21 protein-coding genes and 3 pseudogenes are annotated in these 26,075 nt (G+C 50.7%); 15 read left to right on the forward strand and 9 right to left on the reverse strand.

The genetic code is table 11. The features are described 5' to 3' along the window. Positions 1-534: 534 nt before the first annotated feature. The 3 genes and pseudogenes from RA27_RS22100 to RA27_RS22110 all read right to left on the reverse strand — a co-directional run. Positions 535-897: a hypothetical protein gene (locus RA27_RS22100; RefSeq protein WP_152610770.1), complete on the reverse strand. Its 363-nt coding sequence runs from the start codon at positions 895-897 to the stop codon at positions 535-537. Positions 898-1,964: 1,067 nt separating this feature from the next. Further along, a complete protein-coding gene (locus RA27_RS22105; RefSeq protein WP_039544171.1) occupies positions 1,965-2,336 on the reverse strand; it encodes a hypothetical protein in 372 nt (123 codons plus the stop codon). Positions 2,337-2,488: 152 nt separating this feature from the next. Then, a pseudogene (locus RA27_RS22110) lies at positions 2,489-2,641 on the reverse strand (integrase core domain-containing protein); the annotation flags it as partial. A 138-nt stretch (positions 2,642-2,779) separates the two neighbouring features. Between RA27_RS22110 and RA27_RS22115 the strand changes: the two are divergent. From RA27_RS22115 to RA27_RS24170, 3 genes are all read left to right on the forward strand, one after another. Beyond that, entirely contained in the window at positions 2,780-3,049 is a 270-nt protein-coding gene (locus RA27_RS22115; RefSeq protein ID WP_039544174.1) for a hypothetical protein, read from the forward strand. A gap of 253 nt (positions 3,050-3,302) precedes the next feature. After that, on the forward strand, positions 3,303-3,518 hold the full coding sequence (locus RA27_RS22120; RefSeq protein WP_193746565.1) for a hypothetical protein: 216 nt from the start codon (positions 3,303-3,305) through the stop codon (positions 3,516-3,518). 2,296 nt (positions 3,519-5,814) lie between these two features. Then, entirely contained in the window at positions 5,815-6,090 is a 276-nt protein-coding gene (locus tag RA27_RS24170; RefSeq protein ID WP_152610771.1) for a hypothetical protein, read from the forward strand. A 107-nt stretch (positions 6,091-6,197) separates the two neighbouring features. Here RA27_RS24170 and RA27_RS22125 read toward each other — a convergent pair whose 3' ends face one another. Then, positions 6,198-7,310 (reverse strand): choloylglycine hydrolase family protein, encoded by a 1,113-nt coding sequence (locus tag RA27_RS22125; protein ID WP_082025238.1) that lies wholly within the window; start codon positions 7,308-7,310, stop codon positions 6,198-6,200. A gap of 1,156 nt (positions 7,311-8,466) precedes the next feature. On the opposite strand from RA27_RS22125, the gene RA27_RS22130 reads away from it, so the two are divergent. Further along, positions 8,467-9,300, forward strand: a complete 834-nt coding sequence (locus RA27_RS22130) for a nuclear transport factor 2 family protein (RefSeq protein WP_039544179.1) — start codon at positions 8,467-8,469, stop codon at positions 9,298-9,300. 129 nt (positions 9,301-9,429) lie between these two features. Here the strand turns inward: RA27_RS22130 and RA27_RS24790 are convergent, their stop codons facing one another. After that, entirely contained in the window at positions 9,430-9,903 is a 474-nt protein-coding gene (locus RA27_RS24790) for a hypothetical protein (RefSeq protein WP_039544180.1), read from the reverse strand. A 1,025-nt stretch (positions 9,904-10,928) separates the two neighbouring features. On the opposite strand from RA27_RS24790, the gene RA27_RS22145 reads away from it, so the two are divergent. The 7 genes from RA27_RS22145 (at position 10,929) to RA27_RS23915 (ending at position 15,710) form a co-directional block, all read left to right on the forward strand. Further along, positions 10,929-11,354 (forward strand): hypothetical protein, encoded by a 426-nt coding sequence (locus tag RA27_RS22145; protein WP_039544185.1) that lies wholly within the window; start codon positions 10,929-10,931, stop codon positions 11,352-11,354. Between the two features lie 57 nt (positions 11,355-11,411). Next, positions 11,412-11,744, forward strand: a complete 333-nt coding sequence (locus RA27_RS22150; protein ID WP_039544186.1) for an SH3 domain-containing protein — start codon at positions 11,412-11,414, stop codon at positions 11,742-11,744. Positions 11,745-11,835: 91 nt separating this feature from the next. Continuing rightward, positions 11,836-12,330, forward strand: coding sequence for a hypothetical protein (locus RA27_RS22155; protein ID WP_039544188.1), 495 nt, complete (start codon positions 11,836-11,838; stop codon positions 12,328-12,330). An 863-nt stretch (positions 12,331-13,193) separates the two neighbouring features. Then, the gene (locus RA27_RS22160) at positions 13,194-13,511 is read left to right on the forward strand and encodes an ArsR family transcriptional regulator (RefSeq protein WP_052265449.1); all 318 of its coding nucleotides are present in this window, start codon (positions 13,194-13,196) and stop codon (positions 13,509-13,511) included. Beyond that, a complete protein-coding gene (locus RA27_RS23375; RefSeq protein ID WP_052265450.1) occupies positions 13,512-13,958 on the forward strand; it encodes an SRPBCC domain-containing protein in 447 nt (148 codons plus the stop codon). A 1-nt stretch (position 13,959) separates the two neighbouring features. Then, positions 13,960-14,373 (forward strand): DUF1761 family protein, encoded by a 414-nt coding sequence (locus RA27_RS22170; RefSeq protein WP_039544191.1) that lies wholly within the window; start codon positions 13,960-13,962, stop codon positions 14,371-14,373. Positions 14,374-14,855: 482 nt separating this feature from the next. Then, positions 14,856-15,710 carry a YegP family protein gene (locus RA27_RS23915; protein WP_082025239.1) on the forward strand — a complete coding sequence of 285 codons (855 nt, stop codon included), beginning with the start codon at positions 14,856-14,858 and terminating at the stop codon, positions 15,708-15,710. Between the two features lie 400 nt (positions 15,711-16,110). On the opposite strand, the pseudogene RA27_RS24175 reads toward RA27_RS23915, so the two are convergent. Beyond that, positions 16,111-16,340, reverse strand: a pseudogene (locus RA27_RS24175) (IS5/IS1182 family transposase); the annotation flags it as partial. A 160-nt stretch (positions 16,341-16,500) separates the two neighbouring features. Beyond that, positions 16,501-18,162: a calcium-binding protein gene (locus RA27_RS24180; RefSeq protein WP_052265451.1), complete on the reverse strand. Its 1,662-nt coding sequence runs from the start codon at positions 18,160-18,162 to the stop codon at positions 16,501-16,503. A gap of 449 nt (positions 18,163-18,611) precedes the next feature. Between RA27_RS24180 and RA27_RS22190 the strand changes: the two genes are divergently transcribed. After that, positions 18,612-19,709 carry a hypothetical protein gene (locus RA27_RS22190; RefSeq protein WP_039544197.1) on the forward strand — a complete coding sequence of 366 codons (1,098 nt, stop codon included), beginning with the start codon at positions 18,612-18,614 and terminating at the stop codon, positions 19,707-19,709. 6 nt (positions 19,710-19,715) lie between these two features. Here RA27_RS22190 and RA27_RS22195 read toward each other — a convergent pair whose 3' ends face one another. Next, positions 19,716-22,190: a hypothetical protein gene (locus RA27_RS22195; RefSeq protein WP_039544200.1), complete on the reverse strand. Its 2,475-nt coding sequence runs from the start codon at positions 22,188-22,190 to the stop codon at positions 19,716-19,718. A gap of 221 nt (positions 22,191-22,411) precedes the next feature. Between RA27_RS22195 and RA27_RS22200 the strand changes: the two genes are divergently transcribed. After that, the gene (locus RA27_RS22200; protein ID WP_039544203.1) at positions 22,412-23,353 is read left to right on the forward strand and encodes a tyrosine-type recombinase/integrase; all 942 of its coding nucleotides are present in this window, start codon (positions 22,412-22,414) and stop codon (positions 23,351-23,353) included. Positions 23,354-23,701: 348 nt separating this feature from the next. On the opposite strand, the gene RA27_RS22205 is transcribed toward RA27_RS22200, so the two are convergent. Continuing rightward, positions 23,702-24,703 (reverse strand): hypothetical protein, encoded by a 1,002-nt coding sequence (locus RA27_RS22205; protein WP_039544206.1) that lies wholly within the window; start codon positions 24,701-24,703, stop codon positions 23,702-23,704. Between the two features lie 231 nt (positions 24,704-24,934). On the opposite strand from RA27_RS22205, the pseudogene RA27_RS24795 reads away from it, so the two are divergent. Both RA27_RS24795 and RA27_RS24185 read left to right on the forward strand, forming a co-directional pair. After that, positions 24,935-25,081 (forward strand): annotated as a pseudogene (locus tag RA27_RS24795) (IS6 family transposase); the annotation flags it as partial. 390 nt (positions 25,082-25,471) lie between these two features. Beyond that, the coding region (locus tag RA27_RS24185; protein ID WP_152610773.1) for a hypothetical protein at positions 25,472-26,075 on the forward strand (604 nt) is incomplete at its 3' end.

Raw genomic sequence — 26,075 nt, forward strand, 5'->3', positions numbered from 1 at the left:
CCCACCATACTCAGATGAGTTGACCCGCAACTTTGTTTGTCTTCCAAGCGGTAGATCGTAAGGGTCCCAGGCCTGTCACCCGATTGCCCCGGGAATGTAGGAACAAGACTTAACCTCGCTCCGGAATGCCGAACCACCGCTTCGAACTCACCTTCTTGCAGAGTGATCCTTTCGCGAGCTGGAGCGGAATAAGGAGGCCCGCTGATCGACAAACGAGTGACGGCGAATATGGTGATTGCCCCGATTAGACCACACCAAATCACCATATTTCTCTTGTTGATTCTTTTCATCCATCTCGCCCGCCATTGCACTTATTTGCCTGCCAAGTCTTGTTTTTTCCAATTTTTTAGCGCAGAAAACACACGACGCAATTGAGAGTACCAATCGACGTGAAGGTCATGCACCTTGCATCGTTGACGCAAATTACCGTGTCTGTGACCTGGCCGGTTGCCACTCATCCAGACCCGCCATCTGGGTGTCTTTGACAAGATACGGTGGGTTCTGAACGCGATCACCAGCTCGGAAAACACAGCATCATCTATACCACTCCCGTCTCATATGGTGCCTTAACAAGGCCCAAAATGCGGCCATCGGCAACAATATCAAGATGCAAAATTCAAAGACTTCGCCTACAGCTTCTGAATATCGACTTATGGCAACCGCCATCATCACGCCGATCAACTCAACGACGGCCAACAAAACCAATACCAGGCCAATATGAATAACCAGCACGTTTAGCTTGGGGCGCCGGTACTCGGCCCCGCAAACCCGGCAAATGCGGCTACCGAAACCGTGATCTGCTCCGCACAGCACGCAAGTAAGCTTCTGATCAATATGTTGCATACTGGAGGTGATGTGGAATTCTCCTTCAAAACTGAAATCGCTCCGCGCGATCAACGAGCACAGGATCTCCGAAACTGAACAATTGCGTCAATTGGGGACACGAAACTTTGAAATCCAAGAGAAAACGCCATCCGCGCTCGCCGCAGCGCACCTGTAGTCGCAGCTCCCTTCGTTCTCGGATCAGGCGGAGTATGGGGTGTAAATCCGATACGCCCACAGCCAACGAACGTGCCACAATCATTCCAGCAGCAGCGTCAATTTTGGATGTCCATTGCATACTTTTTTCGACTTGGGACTTTCGAACTGTGAGCGCCGACAATACCGATCCTTGCAACGGCTTAGATACCTGCCTCTAAACACATTAACGTGCCTTTACTTACGCCGAAGAAGGTCAAATTCACTACAAGACCCTGATGGGGTGAGGTTTTTGTATTGACCCCAAAGGCGGACTATTGAATAGGAGAACAATTGACGGTGCGGAGCAATAAAGAAGCGCAGGAATCTGAACCGAGCGACCTCCCAATCCAATTTTTGTGTGGATCGTCTACTCTCACTCAGTTGGCTCGCCCACCTTCTTGCGCCCTACTTCTCACCTCATTTCATTGAGTTCGCGGACCTTTAGCGCGACTTGTTCCAAAGACCGGTCAGATAGAATTTGTTAAGCTCTATGTGGAGACTTGCGATTGAAATACGATGATCAAGCACCCCCTAATTACGCCTCATTTGATCAGGATTTCAACTCCGAGCCAGAGCGCAATCTTTGGGTGTCCGTCTTATTGCTTGCGATACACGACGCCGCATATGCAAAGGGCTGTACCACGAGAGAACATCTCGTCGCTCGCGATTGGATAGGCACCTTCCCAACCAGGCAGTTTAGTGAAGTTTGCATGATGGCAGGCCTTGAACCCGAAGCAGTGCACACGCGACTCAAACGCCAACTAGGTTTGTAATCGCGCGGATTGAACACTGATTGCCTTTGATCTGCTGTTTACAACCGATTGGAGCCAAGGGGCTCACTCAAATCGAAAACTCAAAGGTAGGAAAATCTCCACTTCAGCAACACTTTGCACCACTATGTCCGTCCGGTGAACCTGGCGGACACAGTGGAATGGCTGATGACATCAATCAGAAATCATGAAATCGGGTCCACCATATTCTTCACCGCTCTGAAACGCGTAGTCGTTTTCGAGTCGAACGATTTGTACCAAAAGTCCTTTTCGGAAGTTAGCGAATTCAGTGGCTATAACAACATCCTGAGTTGTTCCAATAAACTGCAGGCAACCTGAGTCCGCCCGGCCATATTTGGAAGCGCCCAGAACCAACAAGGAGAACTCCGCTGTTCCATCTTTGTTACCATATCCAACAAACTCAGTCACATCAGACACAACAATCCCAGTCAGTAGGCAGTTGTTTTCCCATGACGCCAAAGCAGTTGTCACGAGTGACAAGTAAATCCAGGCTGCGAGACTGCTATTCAGCCAAAGAAATTTCATACCTAGTTTCTCATTTTGCGTCCTTGCGATCGCCAATGGGCTCACTGTACTTGACCTTCCCCCCGAGGTTCCCTCATTCAAAACGAGAGTCTGCGGGTTTGTGCTCTGCTACCCAACTTTGGAGCGCCCGGAGCTGGAATATTCCGGCTCTGTCATGATGACGGGCTGTCGGTGCCATCGGGATAATGCATGGCAATCGGGCCGTTGTATTCGATCGCGCCGTGGGGTCTGTCCTCGTTGTAGTGTCTACGCCAATTCTCCAGCTTTTCGTGGGCATCCGCAAGGCTCATAAACCAGTGTGTGTTCTCAAGGAATGAGCCCATCCAGAGACGGTTTGCAGTAGGGGCAGAGAAACCGGCGAACGGGGGGTTCATCATTTCGGGATTGCTCTAACCGCATTTCCCTCTATAAAGACGTCATCGTCACTCTATAAGGTTATGTAAATGCGCGATTTCTTCATTAATTGGGCTGAAAAGCTCGTTGCTGTATTTGTCATTCTTCTTGGCCTCGGCTTTGTTCTCACGGGCATTACAATGTTTTTCCTACCCGCAACCGTAAATGGGGGTGTTCCTGGTCCAATTGCAGGAATTATGATGATCATCATAGGCATCGTCTATACAATCTTGATGGGTGGTGTGATGTATCTGTTCTTCGGTATTTATCGCAATACTCAGCGGACAAACCAGCTGCTTGAAGGCTTGCTCGGTAAGTGAGCCAACCTTAAATGCCGGGATCACCTCCTCTTGAAAAAGACTAGGTGGTCCTTCTGAAGTGTGAACGTCACCTCCTGCTTGCAATACGAAGTCAAAACTGGCGATAGAATGTATCGGAAGTCAGGAAGCTCCCTGCCCAGGAACGTAATACAATCGCCTGAGACGCAAGCCAGCGGATGCCGTGTTGCGCAACGCAACCCGGTAGGGTGTTTAGGCAAAATAATTATTGTCGCCTGATGTCAAATGACGGGCTGTGTCGGACGTGATGAATCGGCAAGACCTGTCGGAACGTCGTGCCAGTGATCTGCCTGATCGTTACCCGTCGGCCTTTCAGTACAAGAAGCAGGATCAAAGCGTGGATGCTTTGCGCAATCGGTTGCGTGAACTGACGAATGAACGGTGCTGGGTCGAATATCGCCGTTTGGGTGCTTTACCCGCCGGCGATCGGTTCGTAGTGACCCATTCGTAGCTTTTCGATTTTATCATGAAAAACGGCTGGCGGTGCATCGGTGACCGTCGTGCAAGCGGGTTTTAGGAACACAGAGACCCATTCTGGCGCCAGATCGAAACAGCCAGCGATGGTCTTCGAGTTCGCGAAGGAATAATGCTTACGAAGACAGCAAACGGTTCCGTGTGTTGTGCTTTTGCGGACAACTGGACTCGAGAGGCGCCGACACGTGTCGCGGGCCATTGATTCTCAGGCGCGCGGATGTCACGGATCTTGATGATCTAATCCGCAGGCGCGGCGAACCAGACATGTTTGTCAGCGACAAAAGAAGGAGAATGCCGTCGCATGCGGTTCATCGGTGGTGCCGGTACGCGGACATTGGCTTGCACGCCATCCCACGAACACATTCGTGGAGAATTTCAATGGTCGACTACGTGTTGAATGTCTAATCGCGCATATCTTCGGAAATTTCACAGAGACCCGAAGAATTTGAAACTTGGAGATCAGCTGCAACACGCAACGACCACACGGATCACTTGGCGATTTGGCACCAGCCGCCTACACCAATCTCGTCTGTACCCCGGCCTGCCTTGCCTGAGCGACGCAAAGACCTTGCCCAGCAGACTTTCTGCAACTCAGCCACAAGAAAGAAACGCGAACGAGTGCTACGTTTAGACGGTTTGGAACAAGCGTCTCGATCTGTTCGAATGCAATTGTCATGGACTAAACCGGTTGGCGTAGGTCCAAGTGGCTTCCTCGAACCAGGTGGTCAACACAAGGTCGATGTCGCCAGAAATGAGTATCAAATACGACGACGCTGATAAAATGTGACAGCTCTTACCCAATCGACCTATCACTACGACATTCAGGCCATTACACGCAGCGTTTTGCATCTGTCCGGCGCAGGATCTCAAACAGCCCCGATATTTGTGTGAAGCATTTGAAATCATCATCTTGCTGCAAGAACCCACGCGAACACGAGTTTGCGGATATATCCCCCTCCGACAATAAAGGGTGGGATGCGGAGGGGGACGACACCGGACCAGAAGTGAGGCCAGCACCGGTGCGGGAGAGCCGCGCATCGGGCGATGGACGCGGTGGCGCTATCGATAAACGCGGTTTCTAAGAGGGACAAGCTCCATGACTTTATTGTTACCTCGACGTCCCACCTTTTGCATCGCTCAGAATCGGGAGCTTTTTCACGAATGACGTTCTGATTCCGTTTCTACACATGATATCAAGGAGGTCGCGTGTGAAGGATGACGATTTGTCAGAATCATCGAAGTCTTGTTCTTCGCGCGCAGCTATACAAAAACCTTCGCCACATATCTGCGACCGACGGCAGCGAGGGTCAACATCAACAAGCTGGGATCATATTGTCGAGCGGAGGACGCCCGGCACGGCTGAGGAAATAGAACTGTTATCAAATAGGTGTTCGGTGACTTGGTCTCCTGCGCTGGAATTGCCAAATGATCAACACGTGAACGACCCACTCGAACCAATCCAGCAACTATATCGGTGATAGTCGCCATCGGCGTGCGAGTTTCCTCGGCGCGGCGCTTTCTCATTACCCAAGCGCTCAGTTGAACAGGCCTGATCCGCTGCCGAGCCCGGATATTCTCTGATCGCCATTGGCCGCTACAACTCGTGTCTTCAATTGAAAGGGTGAGAAAGCCTCATGGCCGCGATCAAGAGTGTTGCGGGATAACCCCAAGGACATTGGGCACGGACACTTGTCGGGCTTCGATCTATGGGTGTGTTCGCGGGCAGCCTACCAACGGCGCTTCAAATTGCGATTCTTTCCCCTTTTTTCACTTCCAATTGCGATGCTTTCTGGCCTCAACCCAGCAACAACGCCAGAAGACACAGAAAATCAATGTGTAGTTGCAATACTGATATAGAGCTTTTCGCAAATCACACCCAGAAGCGAACAAAACGGGGCGCGAATTGAACTCCTTTCGTTTGACACTGATTGCCTCGGTTCTGCTTATCGCGGAGACCGCAACATGCACGGGACTACCCTTTTCGGCTTTATTTGTTATTTCAACAATGTGCCTGGTAGCCGTGCCGCTAAGCAAAATTGCCGAAACGAAAGGACTTAGTTGGATGCAGGTAACGGCCTGGTCGCTTCTGTTCTGTGCGTCAATGCCAAGTTTTTGGATTTTATTGTATAACTTTGGTTGGGCATATTACTAAACAGTACTCTCGCACTTAATCGCGTCAAGTGAACGGTCACACACCGAGCATATTGAATTGATGACTGGATGCGGAGTTATTGCCGAACCAACCACGTTTTACCGGCCCCAAAGCAGTTTGTGTGGCAGTTGGCATCGCCAATATTTCTGGTCGCGAACTCAACAGCCCGCACCGTCAACGCTTTTTCTTTAATCCCGATATTTATCCTGCACCAGGTGCACCGCTTAAGACTACAATGCTTTTGTGCGCTTCGCTCGGTTTAAACCGAGGCCAGAAAACAAATGTCGTTGATCAGCAAAGTCAACGGGCCAGCCTTGTCGCAATTCAACAGAACCCTACCCTGTCAGACCAGACCCAACATGCTCTAAACGAAATCAATCGCCTGTCGACGGAATAACCTAAGCAAGACCTTCATCGTCAGATCGGTCATTGCGGTCCGAAAGTCGCGCTTGCGCTACGCTTGTTGCGCAAGTGTCAGATTGGTCTGATAGAGAACAGATACCGCTAGTCGACCGCAATAATCTTGATGTCTTCTTCGCGCGCTTCATCTAGCGGGCGAACAACAGGTATCCCGCCAAGTGCACTGAAGTCGATTTCAGAAAGATCGATCATCCGAACTCGTCTATTAAATTGAGTATGATAGTAGTATTGTAGTTCCTTCATGTCCGCTGCGCTGGTGAATTGTGTTGCACTTAGAACGAGGCCCGGAAGGCCATGAATTTCGTCTTCGGAGACTGCATCAACAGGAACGTTGAAATTATCGAGTATGCGAAACGCTTCACGCACAGTATCGCTACCACCTTCGGTCAGCCGTGCAGTCTGCGAAAATGCCACGGCACGTACAAAGCGTGACGGGGGCGTGAAATCCCCCGGAAGGCCAATCATGCCACTCCCTGCGCCCAGGGGGGCAAACGACTGCCCTTCCAATTCCCTCTCGGGCAACCCGGTAGCCTGTAAATTCAAATAGTTTCGCAGATTGGTCATGTGCCAGTCGTATGTCGGGGAGTTCGTAATGACACCAAGTGGGGCGTCGTATAGCATCAATTGCTTACCAACGACCTCTATTACCAACCTGTCTCCTGAAGAATCCGCCACAAAGAAATGAATAGGCGCCGGGAAGCCAAGCGCCTCATCCTCAACCGAAACAATTTGCACCTCGGAAATACCCTCGCGAGCCTCAGACACTGTGGCGAAATTCGACAATATGTAGCCTACCACATCAGAGGGCGATAGTGATCTGGCGCGAGATTCCGGATTGAATTCTGGATAGTCAGCAAATCCAGGTAAATAGAAAACCCCTGCGGATAACCCGGCTTCGTTCATGCCATCCGTGGCAGTCAGCCTGCCAAGGCCAACTATGGAGACGTAGCCGTAGCGAACAGACCAATTTGCACCTTCGTTGCCATCTGGCATGATCGAAGACATCTCGTAGCCGGGTGGCACAATTGCAAGCTCTGGAAACAGATCAAAAGAGCCCCATTCCATTGTTCTTGCTCTAACGGTTGTTCCATCCTCACCGAATAGCATGATGCCTGTGCAAGCGTCAGCCATCGAGTTAATTGAAAATATGGAAATGAGCAGTATACAAAGTGGATTGCGAAAATACTTCTTCAACATGTCTGATCTTCTCGCTCGCATTTGTTTGAATTTAGGAACGTTTGTATTCGCAGTGGGCATTGCCGGCAACCAGAGAGATCTTGTTCGTTATGTTTGCTTACCTTTGGGTCGGCTTCGAAGGCGCTTCCCCAGCGTCATCAAGATGCAAGGGTTGCTTCGCGCACGAAGACGCAGACGCGTAGTTGGCGCAACTCTTTTCCCGAAAATCCGGATCTCAGGCGACGTTTCAAGATCATTTGGACGAGCAGTTCGTCGGCGAGTTGCGCGTTCATTTACTCGTCGACTGATCGACCGGCCTCAGCGCAATACCGGAGGAGATTCGAGAACTCCGGTCACTGGCTCTATTTCCGATGGTCGGTTGGTGACTTGATCACCGCCATTCTGGTGCTCAAGGCATAAGCTGCGTCGGTGATTGTTCTTACATCCACAACTGCAATTCAGCGAGCCTGCAAGTTCCCACAAACCTTGAGCGTCGGCTTTTGGCTGGAAGTTGTTCCATATATTACGTCGCTGGACGACCCGAGCCTGTTTTACCCTGCGCAACCAAAGAAAAACGAGCATCAGAATCCGCGCAACCTGTTGCAGCTGGTACAATGGCGCAGCGCCTGTATTGGTGGCGCCGCTGCTTAGTAACAAAGCCAGGCTCTATCATCGCGATCTGTTCCTAATCGCGTACACGTATCGTGGGGGCAACAGGACTAGCACGCGGGTGGATTTCGTCGATGCCCGCATGCAACAATAACAGGTCAGCACTTCGACACCGCAAATAAGCGCAATTTATTGGAACCTGACAACGAAGTTTTGCGGTCGGGGCTCTCTGCTCTGGCTGCCATACTGAGCTAAAGCGAGTCCAAGCTCTTCGGCATTGATTTTACTGGAGATCGTTCTAAACAAGGTGCTGTCTTTGTAACGGCGACATTGGAATAGCCAGGAGTCTACAACCGGCAATAAATGATCTCAGAGGTCGTGGATACCACATTTGCCCGCACCGCGGAAGGTGAGTGGATTGACCGGCTGCCAGAGAGTATCGACGTACCAACGATTCTTCGTCACATCAATTCCACCGAATTCATTGACCTGTCCGGGTCTTACAATTCCCTGACAGATAACAATCATCTGGCACTTAGAGTCCGATCGTTTCTACAAGGAGAACCCAATGAAACACCTACGCGCAGCTACCGCGGCCCTGATTACGCTGGCGGTTCCAGCCTTCGCGGGCGAAGAAGAAAACAAAGTTATTGCCGTTCGCGCCCTGGTCGAAATGTTTGATGCTCAGAACATTGGACTTGTCGATGAGCTATACCACCCTGACTATATCCAGCACTCGCCATCGATCGCAGATGGGCGTGAAGGCATCCGCGCCGGGGTCACCTTGATGAAGGAGAACGGAATTAAACCGCAACGTGAAATCGCGCGTGTGCTTGCTCAAGGCGATCTCGTAGGCATCCAGGCAAGGGTTAGCTTTGGCGAAGATAAAGCCATTGTTGGTGACATCTTCCGTTTTGAGGATGGCCAGATTATCGAGCATTGGGACACGACCCAAACCGAAGTGCCTCAGTCTGAAACCGCGAACGGTAACTCAATGATTGATGGCGGCGGCGACATGGACAAATACGTCTCGACCATGGACCTGGCCCGCAACACGATGAACGCGGTTCGCTTCTTTGACACAGGCATCGCAGGCGACGTTAACACCCTCAAAGAACTGTTCGGTGCGGAGTACATTCAGCACAATCCCATGGTACCCAATGGTATCGAACCTATCTTTGGCTTCTTCAAAGACAGTGATGGAACCCTCGGCAATGTCACTGTGCACCAAACGATTTCGGACGGAGACCTAACCATGGCCTTAGTCGAATACGCGGATTGGGGCAATGCGGTGATCGAGATCGTGCGTCACGACGAAGAAGGCAAGATCGTGGAACATTGGGATATTGTCCAAAAAATCCCAACCGAAGAGGAATTTGCGCACGAGAATGGCATGTTCTGATTGGCTTTCGAGGCAACCCAATCTGGGTGCCTCACTGCTTTCTGGTTCGGTCCGAATCGGCCTGATTTCTACCGGCCTGGAGAAATTGCAACGTGGTGCGACGGTGGGACAGCCTCAAAACGCCGCACCTCAGTTTGAGGGGGATTCGTCGCCGGATTGATATCCTTTCATGACAATAGCACACCCGTGCGTGCCAGAATGATCTCTGATAATTTGACCCTTTGCCTTATTGCACCAGTACTTTCCATCATCCTGAGCGACCAAACGAATTGACTTCTCAAAGTAACTTCGCTCAATTCGATCTTTTGCCAAAGCAAACGCGGACGCACCTCCCATTCCAATAATCAAGATCAAAACGGCACCGAACTTAAGACGGTCCAATTTCCGCCCTCTATCTCTTTGTTCGAGGCGCTGCACAAGTTCAACCAAATTCAGACGAGTGCTTTCGATGGACGCTTCACGTTTCTCACAGCTGGAACCATCCTCGCTGTATCGGGAAAATAGATCAGAAACAAGAATCCGGGTTTCGCGGGTTTGATTTGCCAGTTCCAATAGGGCATCGACGATTTTGTCGATGTCGGTGGTTGGGGGTGTGTCATCCATTTTTGACTGCCTATAGCTCCAGGTACATTCGTATTACCAATTTCTCTTATTCCACTTTGTAAACAGTCTGTGACTTTGAGTTGCTTCGAATATTATGACCTGCTGATCGGACTTATTCCGGTATTCTGCGCCGCTTCCCCTTCGAATGCGATAGGGCATCTCCTGCGCACCGCCAAGCGTCTTTGGAGCAGATAATAAAAGTCGTGGATTCGCTTGAAAAATGCCAGCACCGTCTTGGTGTATTGGCTATGTCGTCCGAAGACGTGAATAGGGCCGCGGTAGCGAGAGTGATGGTTGCCAAGAAGACCATAGGATATATCATATAAGATTTTGATGTTACGCTAGAAATTTGGACGCCGAAATATGATCTCGATGCGGTTCCCAAGTTAGTAGCGACACTCGGATTCCGCCCGAATAAATCAGCCTAAGTCAAATTACCATATGGTCGCAACTGAGGCGATAGACGTAAACTCGACGAGGCCGAGGTAACGTTCGGAGGTTTTGTCGTATCACAGGGCGAGCGGGTCTCGATCGCAGATACCATCTTAAGCCACGGCGGAACGGCATTTGGGTGTCCTTTCTGTCAGCACGCCATTGGGAGAAGGCTGTCTTTTGCAGTCATCGACGCGCTTTTGATCTCAGAGCATCAAAGCACTCTTTGTCTCGCGTCGTCGCAGTCCGCGACTGGCGCAGTGAATGCCAGGTTCGTGCCGGTTGAAGGTACGATGGACCTTTCGGCAAGACACGAAAAGCGCTGCCGCCATACCGCTGATCGAGTACCCCTCCGTGTAATGCATGCCGTAAAGTTTGCGCTGCATTTTCTCTGGCAGCATTGGTTGCTTGGCCAGAATATCTTCTCATGTATTTCTCACTGCTATAATGGGCGCACATCCTTCTTACCGACGGCGATCGATGGCGACTGTTGAGGGCGAGAAGGCTTTGAAGTTTTATAGACAAACAAAGCTGTGCTGTCGTGTTTGGATGAGATAGGTGTAGCGAGATATGCTACTAAACAGATACCAACAATGAATTTGAGCTACTTCGGAATTGCTGTTGCGATATTGGCCCTACCAGCGTTTGCAGATGAGTGTCCAAACATTGAAATCGGAGAAGAGAGGTCGCTTTCTGACATTCCAAAGCAATGGCCAGAGGATGTTCCACGACCCACAGAGTTGAAGAATATCGGTGGATTGCTTTCAAAAAACGAGAGGAGCTGCACAGTTGACCTTTACGGACGTATTGCTGATCCTGGCGAACAGTTTCTGATGCAGTACGAAACAGAGCTTGTTAGCGCCGGTTTCGAATTGCAGGATCAGTATCAAATTGGCGATCGCCTCACGTTGAGGTTCGAAAGGGAGGATCTAAATCTCGTTGTTGGATCGAGTGTTGTAAACGCACGAACAGACAACGAGTACACCGAGCTGGGCTTGGTCCTTACAATTCCAAACTAATACGGAGGCATGCTCGTGGTCATGATAAGAGTTATATCGGTGCGCGCGTGCTGTCTCATGGCAGTTTTGCTGGCGTTTTGTCCTGCGATTGCGACTGCTACTGCAGATGAGCCCGAGATATGGCGTGTCGCTGGTGTGGGCGATCAGGACTCGCTAAACGCGCGCACAGGTCCGGGTACACAGTATCAAATCCTTGCGACCTTGCCACATGACGCACGTCAAATACGCACGATAACCTGTGTGCCCACGGTAACGCAGCAACAGTACTTTGCGATGACAGATGAGCAGGTTGATATTCTTTCTGATCAACCGCATTGGTGCCTTGTTGCCTGGCATGGCAAGCAACTGGGTTGGGTCAACGCCTCATTTCTGGTGGAAGATGAAGACTGATCAACGCGGATCAGATTTGATTTGAGTATTTGTAAAGGAGTAGAAATTGGTCTCAGGATATTTGACACTCGCACTTTGCCTGAGCGTTCCCATGACCGGAAATGCTCAGGAGCTGGATGATTGCCCCGTCGGAGAATGGCAGATCAACCCTCAGGATTTTGCGGGACAATATCAAGACGTCACAGGTGCCGACGACGCTCGTGTTTGGGGCGTAGCAGATTTTGTCATAGAGCCATCTGGTGAGGCGGCCTTTTATCTCAACGAATTCACGATTCGCACCAAAACCGGAGATCAACCCGCCACGGAGATCGTGATGAATGGGCAAAGTGACCTGACGACAGTCTTCGGTGGAAATGTGTTTAATTCCAATGTGTCAAACGTCGATATCACTGCAACAGTATCGTTCCCGAACATCCCAGATATGCCAGCCATGACTATTGATGTAACCCCTGAATTTATTGAAATGTCTGGTGGCCTTTTCTTTTTCGGAGCTGCGGGAAATTATGTTTGCAACGCGCACGAACTCATTTTGCTTCCTGCAGATAATCGCACCGCCCCCACCAGTTGGGCACGCTGGGTCGAATAGCGTGAACATCAAGGAAATCAGACTCCAGGGCCTGTACCGGTAGTCTCGATCGCATCAGGTCGAGAGGTCTGGCAGCAGAATCTACGTTACAGGCTGGGGTGTTCACGGCGATATGACAGCTCGCGCATCCGACCAAGGCCAAAGTATCGCAATTATATCTGGTCGTTTGACTAAGTTCGTTGTCGAACCGACGATGGCATAACCTTTCGGTCTCTGAAGGTCATCAATGAGCACAGGCAGGAATGTCTGGGGATCAGGGTCAAGCGGAAGCAGAACGCGACCAATTTAATCGATAGCTTGGTGGATCAATTCATACATCGCAGTACAACTGCCTTCATCAGGTTTGGCAACGTATTACATGAGGTCCGATCAGCAAGATCGGTATGAGGTCATTGTCAAGCTCGGGTTTTTCAGCACGATCGAATGCGGATCAGTTCGCCATATTGGTCAACAACCAACCCCTTCCGTTACAAACCAGAACACCCTTTTGCTACTCCCACCGTCCTTTCAACACGACCTGGTGACCGTCGAGCGGAAAGCCTGGATACTATTCAACATGTGTACTCGGTCAACACCTTAGACTGGCATAAGCATAGGTAAGGCGCGTGTAGCCTTCATCGATCGAAACGCTCTGAGCCCATGCGACCTTCAGCAGTGCACTTGTTCATTTCCGCGCGGGGTTTTTAGCGCCCCCCGCCCCGAAGGTCCCATGATGCGCTTTGTCCGAATGTCAGTTATGACGCAGTTTGCCCAGAGCGTTATTCGCGGAAGGTCTCCAGTGCTGAGAACATTTGTTGCCAAACGAACAGGCTTGACTGCACCGGAAGTGAAACTTATTTGTTACGGTAACCTTGAGGTTACCAATGAATATCTCGCCCAAACAAGAGTTGGTTTTAGACGCGCTTGGCAATACCGTACGCCGAGACATGCTGGGAAAGCTTGCGGAAAGGCCGCATAGCGTCTCAGAACTTGGAGCGTACTATCGCATGTCGCGACCAGCGGTTTCCAAACATCTCAAAATCCTGTGCATTGCCAATCTTGTTCAGGCGAAATCCGTGCAGAACCGCAACGAGTATAGCCTCTTGCCAGAGGGTTTTGAGGAAGCGCGTTCCTGGTTGGACGCGTTCTGGGATGTCGCACTGAACCGATTGGCCATGGTCGCCGAAAACAGCGAGGACTAAATGGCCAACGTAATCAAGAAGAGTGCCACACTGCAGTGCAGTCCGAACGATGCCTTTCGAGCATTTGTAGAAAAGGTTGATCTTTGGTGGCCGCAGGGACACCGGAAGTTCGAAGGTTCAACACTACGTTTCGAAGCGCGCGTCGGCGGTAGGTTCTTCGAAGACCACCCCGCGGACGGGCAGTTTGTCCTCGGGGAGGTACTTGAGCTAGTACCGTCGCGTGTTTTGCGCTTCACGTGGCATCCAGGAAAACTCTCGGCCCCCACAGAAGTTTCTGTACGCTTTGTCGCAGATGGGGATACAACTCGTGTTCTGATTGATCACTCCGAGGGATCCGCCGCTATGGGGGAACAATGGCCCGAACGTGCAGCGCTGTTTGTTGCAGGCTGGACGCGCGTTCTCGCTGAATTGGACACATACATATTTTCATCAACGCAAGGTCACTGAAATGGAAATCGCATTTTCTAGCGTAAATTGGATCGCCGTCATTGTCGCAATCATTACCGGCCAAGCGCTGCTGACCTTGTGGTTTACGTTACTCTTCGGGGAACCTTGGGCAAAAGCCTATGGAGCAGAAGATCGGGCGGCCCATACACAGGCAGTGCCAGGCAGCGCTTACGGTATTGGCCTAGCTTGTATGGTCGTGCTTGTGATCGGAACTGCCCTCTTACACCAAGCGGCCGGAATCAACACCATCATTGGCGGTCTGGTTTTCGGTGTCATTGCCGCTTTGGCATATGGGCTTGCAACAGTCCTGCCAGGATACGGGTTCCTGCTTAAACTCAAAGCAGGTCGAATAGCTGCCGGTAGCCAGGCGACTGTGATACTAGTGGTTTCCCTTGTTCTGAGCGCCTTCGGTTGAGCCAGAAAGACGTTAGTCGAAGGCAAGTATGCATCTTGAATGCGTCGTGCCACTGGATGGGGACTTCCAGTCGAACTCATCGAGCGACAACTTCGTCTCGCAAAGCTGAAACTTCAATGTCTTGTTTTGAATATCAGCGCTGAACGTATTCCATAGAAGAACTCTGCTTGTTCAATGGTTTTGTCATTAGGATATTCTGCCCGTTTGCTCCCATCACGCAGGGTTATCGGCAGTCGGTGATTGGAAGAACTTCGCAGGCTTTCAAAGATTCTGGAAGGTGGGCGCTGGAATTTGTCCGTTGCGCCGCAGGGGCCACGCAGTCGGAGGCGACCGGGACCCAGTACCACACAATGCAGACAAGGTACGATCCGCAGGTTTGACGGGAAGAGGAGTTCACAGACTATCGCTCGGCCACTTGCATCCCTTTTGATCTTCAGCCAGCATCTTAGGGAACTTTTTCTTTTGATGATTGTTGGAGCAGTATGGCCGGAAAGTTTGAACTTTATGAAGACAGGGCTGGTCAATTTCGGTTTCGGCTGAAAGCAGAAAATGGCGAAATCATCTTAGCAAGCGAAGGTTATGTAAAAAGGACCAGCGCGGAAAATGGAATCGCGTCGGTGAAGGTAAACGCGCCGAATGACGACCGATATGAGCGTAAGAAAACTAGATCCGGCGGGCATATGTTCAACCTCAAGGCCAGCAATGGTCAGGTGATCGGCACCAGCGAAAGCTACAGCAATACCTCAGGCCGGGATAACGGCATTGAGGCGGCCAAAAACAACGCGCCTGATGCCCAGGTCGAAGACCTAGTAATTGAAAGTGCGAAAGAGGACGAACTCCGTGAATTGGGTATTGATCGCCTTCGTGTTGCTTGGGCATTGAATGAAGCAGCAGAGGATTCTTACGCATTTCTAGCATCCGCCGAAAATTGTCTAAAGAACATCCTTTCAGCAACCAAGCGCCAAATACCTAACGATCCTCAAAGACGTCAGGCTTGGGAAGACGAAATTGCGTTCCTACGCAAAGCCCAAGACCACATAGAAAAGCTTAAAGGGTTGGTGCCCAAAGAAGAAAATTCCGATGAAGATACAAGAACTAAAGTCGATGAAACTCGTGATGCTTTGCGGGAGTACTTGGACCATTTTAAGTCTTGGCCAAAAGAACATGTCAAAGAGGTTACTGACAGTGTTTGGAGGGCCGGGCTAATCGGAATCTTCACTGGAGTCGGCTTGATATTTGGCATCCCGGGAATTGGAGCTACAATTGGGACCGCGATGTTTGGCGGTGAAAAAATATCTAAGGCAGTGAACACACTCATCAAAGGCGGAGAGCCTTAATGCCAGTCTCCCGGCTCGCGCAGTTCATTTTATCTGTTGCCCGGCTGGATTGTAAGACTAATTGTGACTGCATCCTTGCGGCTTCATCGAGGACAGCGCATTCTTTCAAACCGTCGATCAGTTCAAAGTTGAATGCCAGTCCGACGTTGAACAATGCGGTGTGCTTTGTCCCGGTTGCCTCCCAAACTGTACATAAAAGCTGCCATTTGAAGTCATAAGCAGCGCATTACGGCGAACAGCAGCTTGGTGGCCTTTCTCCACAATCGGTACCCCATCTCTTGAAAAATCGCACCGCTGAGGCACGAGGAATGCCTCGCTGCTACCAAGACCCCGGAAACCCGTCTGCGGCCGTGCCGGAGATCCGCGTTGTCGATGAAGGGAATTTTGGCGCAATGTTGCCGTCAACCAGCCAGCTCGGCATTGGTCCTGAGCCATAAGCAGTGTCTGCAATCAGAGGTTCCGGTAGCAGATCGAACCGTTTTCTAACACGATCCGGCATCGCCATAATGGAACCGACCTCGGCATGTCGTAGTGAGCGGGTTGCTTCTACATTGAAGATAACACAGTGATCCGTATCTATTGGAGTATTATAGAGTCGGCAAAGAACGCAGGGCCTTTGTGCGCTAACGTCCGGTTCGAAATGGGGCGTGAACTTGGCTGCGCGGTCGTTGCGGCTCATTCTGACCTATTGGCCTAATCTGTGAAGCAACTGTTCACCATTTCATAGCCAAGCAGGTTAACGTGAAGCCTTTGCGGGAACGAGGTTTCATTCCCGCAAAGGTTCAAAACCTTAGACGAACGCGAAGTCGATGTCAGACAGAGCATAGCTGGCGCCGTTGTCCAGCGCCAGGCTGCCAGCGTCTTCTCCGAAATCGAGAATCAGGGTACTTCCGTCCACGCTCGCAAAATCAGCAAGAATAGCATCTTCAGCGATCTCAATACCAAGATCTAATTCCAGGGTGTCTTCCAGACGGAAATCAGTAATCCGGTCACTACCTCCGTTAAAGACGAATACATCGGCACCGCGCCCGCCGGTCAACATGTCATTGTCGTCACCACCGTCCAGACGGTCGTCGCCACGTCCACCCCTCAGGATGTCGTTGCCTTCTCCTCCGGTCAACTGGTCGTCGCCTCTACCGCCTGCGGCATGGTCATCACCATTACCGCCAAACAGTTCATCATCGCCGCGACACCCCCTGAGTGTGTCGTCGCCGTCACCGCCGAACTGGACATCGTCGCCGCGCCCACCGTTCAGAATATCATCACCACCCTGACCGAACTGCAGGTCATCTCCACGACCCCCTTTCAATGTGTCATCCTTGGCGCCCCCGATCTGTCGATCATCGACATTGGTTCCGCGCAGAGTTACTGCCTCGTCTTCGCTGTCTTCATAGCCCGACAGTGCACGCGGCCGCGCGACGCCTTCGTCATCAAGGCCCGATGTGAACACAATGGTTTCCTGATTGTCGAGGAAATCCCCATCACCATTGACATCGGACAATTCGATCACGTGCTCATCAGCGGTGAAGTATACCTTATTGCCGACGGTCGTGACGTTGAAGCCGACAAACATGTTATATCCTTCGGGTAACTCCGATGCGTTCCAGATCTCGCGCGCCTCATAAGCTACGTCGATATCTCCGCTTCCGTTCCAGTCGGTCAGTACATAGAGTTTTGGTTCTGCGCCCGGCTCACTACGGCTTGGAAACCATGTTAGCGTCAGCAGGCTGTCGCCGCGTACGGCCGATGACAAATCGACAGGTGCGCCGAAATTCATCGAATCCGAGATGAAGGGTTTGACTTCATCCGCCGTGATTTGACCATCACCATTAAGATCTTCTGCACGATGGATGACGTCATCCTGCGCCGCGCCGTTCAGATCATTGATGTAAGCGATATCGTCATTAAAAACAATGTCGTACGGGACTGCGGCTTCGCCTTGTGGTAGACCATCGGTTGTCAAAATCGCCTGCAGGTCAAGCCACACGGTCGCCTCACCATCGTCATTTGCGTCGCCATCGCCATTAAGGTCCTCCAGGCGGTAGATCGCATCCTGTGGAGCCGCGCTGACACCTGCATTTGACAGGTAGATCGCGCCGTCTGCGCCTTGTGCAATTGATTGTGGGGTCACAGTTGACAGACCAGCGGCGTTGCTTGCATCAAAAAAGACCGTAGCCTCTCCGAGATCATTGGCATCGCCATCGGAATTGCCATCTTTTAGCCGATAGACGGCATCGGTGTTTCCATCTCCAAAATAGACAAATTCCGAGTCATCCTGAAAGACGCCGAAAATGTTGGACGTGGGATCAGCATAGCCACCTGCGTTGGTTCCATCAAAAAATGTTATGCGCTCGCCTGCGTCCAGGGCATCTCCGTTACCGTTTAGATCGCGAAGAAGATAAAGTTTGTCCGCGCGCTGATCGCCCAAAAGCAAGCCACTGATATTTGCCATTTCCCACTCCAATGATTGGTTGAACAAGAGTAGCGGTACTAATCTTTACTGTTTCTGTCAAGAATACTTAGCTGATTTAACAAGAGGAGTTTTTCAGTATTTTGTGAGATCGCCAAGGAACGTTCTGAGTCTGCTTTTCCTGCCACTTCGAGTAAACGCGTCGAACCCCGCCCGCCTTAAAAATCATGCGAGCCAAACACCCGGCGCCGATCTCTTTTGATCTTGGTCCAGAACTGCACCACACGGATTTGATCGGCCGCATTTCAGTTCACGAGTTTTCGGCTTCAGCAAAGTGGGATTGCGGCACAATTGACGAAGAACCGGTAATCTAGCGCTCTTGACGTGCATTTTTGGTTCGAGAATTAGAGAACGATACCCCAGGGTCAAAACCTATCTCTTGCTCTCCGGTCCTCCCAACACCTCATAGTATTGATAATAGAGAATTATCAATGCCCAAAAGTAGTATAGATAGCACCGCAAGTGCCGTTGCACGTCTTATTGAAATTGGAAGAAAACAAGTCGATGATTTCGGGATTGCTTGCGTCGTCAACGTCGCCTCAGGGGAATACCGTTCGGAGTTTGACCGGAGCATTGAGTATTTCACAGAGGAAGAGTTGGAAGAAATTGTTGGTGGATTTCGAGAGGCAGGATTTTATACTGACGTCTTTGTTGGAGAAGATAGCTTCATCCGATGGGTCGATGGCGGCGGGTTAAACCACTTTGCTAGAAATCGTACACTCGTTTACAACACGGCACAAACCGGCTCGGCTCCCGGCAGAAAAAGCCTAATACCCGCGTTCTGTCAGCTTCATGGGATAAGCACATTGAATGCCAATCCCTACGCTGTCAGTTTATCTCGCCAAAAATTTCACGTTAACGCAATATTACGTTCCGTAGGCATTCCTGCGCCGGAATGCCATTGGTACGTCGGGGAAGGTCGGTGGTTAGCGGATCGTCGCCCCCCAATTGGACGGATTGTTCTGGCCAAAGCATCATTCGAAGCCGCGAGTATAGGGCTCGAGAAAAGATCTAGATTTGAGTTTACTGGAGCCGAGGATGAATTTCTTGAAGAGCTAGTTGCAGAACTATCTCAACCAATACTCGTACAGGAATTTATTGAAGGTCGTGAGGCGGAAACACCGGTGTTATGCCAAGGTAACGATGTGCTTACCTTAGACCCGGTGGGAATTTCGATTGGTGGCGAGAAAAATCCTGGGAGCCTTTTTCTCGATTACTCCCGTGTTTGCAACGACGACTATGGTTTCTATGACTTTGCACCCAATGAACAGGACCTTGCTCACCGGTTGAAAGCTATCGCGCGTCAGGTTGTTGACACGTTACAGTTTGGTGGCTTTGCCCGCGTGGATGTCCGAATTCGAGACGGCGGCGAACCACTGGTGACTGACGTTGCGACTTCACCTCATCTGGTGAGGCATAGCGCATACGGCCATAGGTTTGCGAATCTCGGTGGGAGATCGGCGATGGCATCAGCTTTGGTAGGCTTGGCGGTTCTAAACAAAAACAAGAATATAGTGGAAGAGCGGTAGCTGGCATCAATTGTTCGACCAGAACTGCAGATCAGAAAAAGTTATTGCTCGACCGTAGAGAGCCCATTCGGGTCCAAGCTGATCAGGTAAGGACGAGAACATTTCATCAATGCACTTTATGGACGGTGCGCCCTCAAATTCATGCAAGATGGGCGCGAGCATCTCCATTCTTTTGACTGCAAAGACGTGGCTATCTTCATCAATCGTCTCCGCAGCACAAATCGCAGCATTTAAGCTTTTTTCCCAAGGTCTTCGTTGCAACCACTGCGACAACATAAGGTTGTTAAACAGGTGAAATCTGGAATATGCGAAAACGTCTTCGAATTGTTCGAGCTCGAGACGACATTCTTCCAAATAGGCTTCGGCCCTGGCAAAGTCTTCGTTAGCGAGTATCAGACCCCCGAGGTTGCTAGTGAGTAGAACCCCGTCGGAACTTGCAGAATGAAATTCCTTCGAAAGACGGAGGAGTTCATCAATCTCATCAGAAACTATGCCCTTACTCAGATACTGAGCGACAAGCACGTTAGAAAGGATGATTTCAGGGCGGCGAACTACCGGAGATGTGAATTTGTCTACAAACACCCAACAGCGGAGCGCATAGTCATAGGCTGCTCCAAAATTGCCGAGAACGAGTTCGTTGGCGGCTAAGTTGTTTAGGCAAAGTACATACTCTTCTGGATCCCTCAATTTGCTTTGATCCCCGGTTGGGTCAAGATAGGCGATGGCCTTTTTGAGCCTGTCATTTGAAATTCTGGGATTGTGAATAGAATCTGATATTCGGCGGAGGCGCGTGAGTCCCAAAGCGGCTGAAAAGTCGAAGCCCATACTGCGTTCGTAATGCTGCCTAAGTTCGCGCTCAGTTCTTCTAGCTTCCTGAAACCGGCCGAGGTTTCTTTGAACCAATAGCTTTAATTCTTCCATCCGCCGCCAAAGATCGGGCTCCCGCTCTTCGAAACTGGGATTGTCAGAAATCAATGCTAGGGCACGGGCTTGAGAAGCCTCCGTCCGGATCATCGTTAGTATCTGTGCCAAGCAGTAATCACGTTCGGCGAGCAGAATTTCGTTCACGTAGAAAGTGTCAGAGCTCAATCTGGAAATTGCCGCACCATAATCGCGTTTGGCGACAAGGGCAGTTGCTGCTCTAATTGTTTCAATAAGGTGCTCAGTGTTTTGGTCAACCGGCGCGATCTGAAGGATCCAGTCTCCATCAGAATGCAGAATCCGTTGTTCTCTCACCGACTGGAGCAATGACATTACCCTTGCGCTTTCGGCCCCGACCTCGTCCCCGGCAGCAGCCAGATGAACTGCGCGCCGTCCATAATCGGAAGGTCTTATCCGTATTAGACAATCAGAAAATTTCGAGTGCCAGGCTCTTTGTTCTGGTGCCAAAAACTCTAAAAAAACACGACGAATGATATCATGCGTAAAGGCAGTTGCAGATCTTTGGGACCTCAAAAATCCAAGATCTGATGCCACACCGACCAGTTCAGAGATTTTTTCAACAGGGTATTCTAGCAAGCATTGGAGGTCAGCGTCGCTAGCTTTGTCACCAACGACACAAAGAGCAGCGAAAAGCCTTCGAAGAAACTCTGAAGCAGGTCCGGCTTCCGATAGCCGCGTCTCAAGCATCCGGGTCAGAACTGTTGCCGTCGTTGGGTCGTCCGAAATAATCGTACGAAGACTTTTCGAATCTGAACGGATCAGCGCAACCAGTTCCGCGACAAGCCGGAGATGGGAACCGCTGATCGCAAAAAGTTCCGACACTAGGTGCTCTGGAAGCTCGCCGGGTGCCCCCATGGCGGACAGGAGTTCTCTGAAACGGTTTTCTTTAATCCTTTCTAGTTGATATTCGACCTTGTTCTCAGAAAATAGATCCGAAATCTCTCGTGCGAATGCCTCATCGGCCTGGTCTGTGGTCCAAACGAGGATAATTTTCAGATCAGACAGTCGGGGATACAGACTGGTCCAGACGTCGCTATGCAGTTGAGCAAGAAAAGTGAGTGAGTCGGCGTCCCAGTAGTGCAAATTATCCGCTAATAAAACTGGGATCGAGTCAGGATTGCCACCAAGCAGATTAGAGATAAACTCCCGTTTGCGTTGGGGAAGAAATTTGGCACGTTTTGCCTCTTCTCGCCTTTTGAGCAGGCGGCGCAATGTTCGCGAAAATGGTATGTGCCCGTCTTCTATAAGATCGGCGACATCTTGGGCGACATCAACGATTGCACCTGAATTAGATTCGCGCTCCCCCACTGCTTCAACGCCTTGGAGAGCGGCTTCATGAGTGGCACTAAGTAGCTTTTCGCCTACGCGTCGAGTGACGTAATGCCCTTCACCCAGCTCAATTAGTGTTCTTTCCGCTGCCGAGGTTTTCCCGGTGCCTTCAAGGCCATAAATAATGGCTGTTCGGATGCCCGACCCAAACGCATCGCAGATATCACGGGTGATCTCTGTCTGTCCTAGTAGGGACTCTAAAGAAATCATAATTCTCTATTATGTATACGGCAGTCAGACGGTCCGACTGCTCGGGTTAGAAGCTTCAATTACACTATCTTCGGAATGATCGTGTGTCACCACGCTTTTCGCGGGCCTACAACTATATCCTACTGTTGCCAAAGCAAATTCTACAGTTTTCTCTGTGGCTTTGATGGGGCTGGGCGTGATCGGCTATCGATGATGGCCCCAATAGTTCAAAGAGAGGAAACATGAACAATATTCGGATCGATGAATTTGAGGGATATTGCCGCGAACAACTAGGGCTCAGCCAGCACAGTTTACGGGCCTACAGGCAGGACCTTCTTGCATTCGTCAACTTCAAACACAAAGTGCAGTTGAAAGATCACCCATCGGCCAACGACGTCATTGACTTTCAAAAGTATCTGCGAGAGGAGCAACAGGCGAGCCCCGCAACCATCCGGCGGCGATTAGTAACCCTCCGATCGTATTGCAGTTGGCTTGAGGACAAAGGCACCGGCTGTGCATCACCATTCGAGGGGTTGAGGCTGGATATGAAGGTCCCGAAGCGCCTCCCTCGCCCTGTTGATCGTCCGACACTAGGCGTAGTTTTCAGATCGGCCCAGCATATCGTACAATCGAACCCCGGCGAGGAACGATCCGTTCCGCACGAGATCACGGCGACACAAATAACGGGGTTAATAGCACGGTTGTTGATCGTCACAGGGCTTCGGATTAGCGAATTGACTTCGCTTCGAGTTCGCGATGTTGCAGGAGCGGCGACCCAAATCCGGGTCCGAGGCAAGGGCAACCGCGAACGAACCGTCTATGTTGCAAATGACCACCTTCAGGCAGACTTCAGACGTTTTTGGGAATTTCGTTGCGACATTGGAGGCTCGCAGGCTTGGTTGTTTACCAACTCCAAAGGTCATCGCCTCACCGCGCAGGCTTTTCGGAAACGGCTGAGAACACTATCGAAGTCGCTTCGAATAGAACCGCACTTGACACCTCACAGGTTTCGGCACTCGGCGGCAACTCTCCTCATCGAGGAAGGGGTGGACATCAGGCTAGTCCAGCGCCTTCTGGGACATGCCAGCATAGCGACCACGGAGATCTACACAAGGGTATCGGACAATTCACTTAGTTCGGCGATAACTGCGGCAGACACACTTTCAAAAGTCGAAAATAGCTGAGCCGACTACCACGCTTGCGCTCCGACCACCCGATTGAGCGCAAGCACAGTTCCTTCGATGCGGTTGGATACTCCTCGAATTCCCCGGATCATGCCGCGTTACGAGCAAAATGCACTTTGTGAAACTGATGGGGCAAAGCCTCATGACACACATCTTCAACAAAGACATCGCGGGGATACTAGTCTGCTCCGCAACCCTCAACCGCGTCTTCGCTCTTGGCATATCTAGCGCCGGGGCTAGGGAGTAAATCCGTCCAGGGCAAGATGAGGTCCGATCTTCAAACGCCTTGCGTGACCAGGCCGTTTGAAGCACTTCAACTTGGGAAGGAAGGCTCGTAGGAGGCGATCTCTACCGGCATCCCGACCAACCCTGACGGTTTAGTGTGCGATTGACATCTTCGAAAAATCGGGATGAGCTCCAATATGCTTCATCTGCGATCAACGACTGCGCAGGGCTTGAGAAAGGATAAGGGAATGCTCCCGCTTGTGCAATCGTCGAAGCTGTATCAGCTAGACAGGACCGCTGTTGGGAAGCGGCGCACATAGATTCGCAAAACAACAATAAAGGCTGTAATTCGCGTAAAGAATGAGCCGCGTCCGCGATAAGTTCCAAACCATCTCGGCGAGTAGGTATAGCGATCTGGGTGCCATTGGTCCGGATATAACCGCTTGCAGCAAATTTGTGCACGTCTGATCTCAACCAGTCGAGGAAGGCTCGCATTTCTTCAATTGTCCTAATTCGTGAAGGGAAGAGAGGCTGTTTGCCTCGCTGGATCATCGACTGAATTGCAAACCCTAAAAAATCGCGCCCGGCTGCCCCGAATAAGGCGTCGTTTTCAATTATCGCACGCACCGCCACATCTTCATGGCCGAATTGCCAGGTCTTGATAAAATAACCAAGCAAGGGCTTAATTTCGCCGTAAATGATCAGCGTGCGGACGATGGATTCAAATTCAGGAACTTCGCGAGGCTCGCCAAACTGTGTTGCCCAAAGAGCATTTGCCAACTCACTGTCTTCCGATGCGCTTGCCAACCAATCCCGACCTGACAGCCCTCTTGGTTCGCGAAATAGCTCGATTCTCTCTGTCCTTGATAATTTCTCTGCTATGTGAGCGCTTAACCAATCGGTATCCGCGATGCGGGAGAGGAGAATTTTAGCAGGTACGTGCCCCATCCTTGCTAACGTGGACATGCTTGATAACGCTTCAATTTCGTTACCTTCCAGCCACTCGTCTACCGCTTCAACAAATTCTGGGTCCGCGGAACCCGGGATGACCGGTTGAGCCGACGTAGCTGTCGCGAATACCGAAAGACAAAATACGAAGATAAACCAATAGCAGCGCATCAGCATATGACCCTTAGTTGCGGTGAAAAACCTGATCCATTCTACACCTTCTGTGGTTACCCTCCCCTGAGCAACAAGTAACTTGCCACCTATTGCCAGTAGTCATGTCCCAGCTTGTCTTCTGGTGGGCATTTTGTACGGTAACATTATGCGTTTGATCCGGCTTCACCGTAAATTTTAGGCTACGACGCTTCCGTGTAATGGCCTCTCGAATTTCGAGCGAGACAGGCAGTAAGAATCTCATTCAATGGTACCCGATATTCGAAGGGCGCCATCTTGCACACAGTTTTCTTTTATCTACGCTACTCGGTATCCTACCGCGACTTGGGAGAACGCATGGCGAAGTGCGGTGTTCCCGTCGATCATGCGACCCTTGACCGTTGGACCGTAATATACGCACTAGTGGCCGCCGATAAGGTGCATCGACGGAACAGAACACGGTTTTGTTCAGACCATCCGGTATTCGAGGAATTTTGCGTTGATGAGAGCTGATCCCGGGTCGTTCGCGCCGGGCGCACGTGAACTAAGATCCATGGAATGAATAATGCTCGGCGGAACTCGGAACCCGTAATGTTTGGGCTTGATTGCGCAAGCAAACTCGAAGATCGGATATTGAGTTGACTTTCAGCTGTGCCAGTTGCAATTGCCCCTACAATTTGGAAATCACAAAGCGATTTGTCCAACCAATTGCACTACCGTCGTGGAGAACCATAACAAAAGCGCCCTACTGGATTTGAATGCATCCGTAACACCTCCAATAAAGTCTTGAGAAACATGAGCAACGCCAAGAAACTATCCGTTTACATTGCCACGCCATCGGGACGTGGATTGGTACACTGGCATCATATGCGATCTGTGATTGCATTAATGACGGAGTTGTCTGCCAGAGGACATGAAGTCAATCATGGCATATTAACTGGAAGCAATGTGGCATTGTTTCGAAACCGGTTTTGTGATGAAGCAATTCGCAACAACTGCACAACGCTACTGATGATCGATGATGATATGGCGTTTTCTGCCGGGAAAATTGCCGACATGGTTGAGCGGCCCGAACCTTTCATAGCTGCGAGCTATGCGAAGAGGGTGTATGATCCGGACCTCTACACAGTTAACGGGAAGATTGGACTTGGTGAGGCGATACGCAGAACGGCCGTCCCGAACCATCTCCCTGACCCTGATCAAGGGGAAGTCTCTGAAGTCGACCTGATTGGCACTGCGATTTTTAAAATTGATATTCAGGAGCTTTTGACGGTACCGGTTGATAAGGTCACGTTCTCAGGGCAGGAGCTTCGGGAATATTTTTATTGGGGAAAGACCCCAAAAGGAGAATATCTTGGGGAAGATTTCGCATTCTGCCACTTGTTGAGACAGAACGGCA

It is taken from the genome of Ruegeria sp. ANG-R (genome assembly GCF_000813985.1).
Lineage (GTDB): Bacteria > Pseudomonadota > Alphaproteobacteria > Rhodobacterales > Rhodobacteraceae > Ruegeria.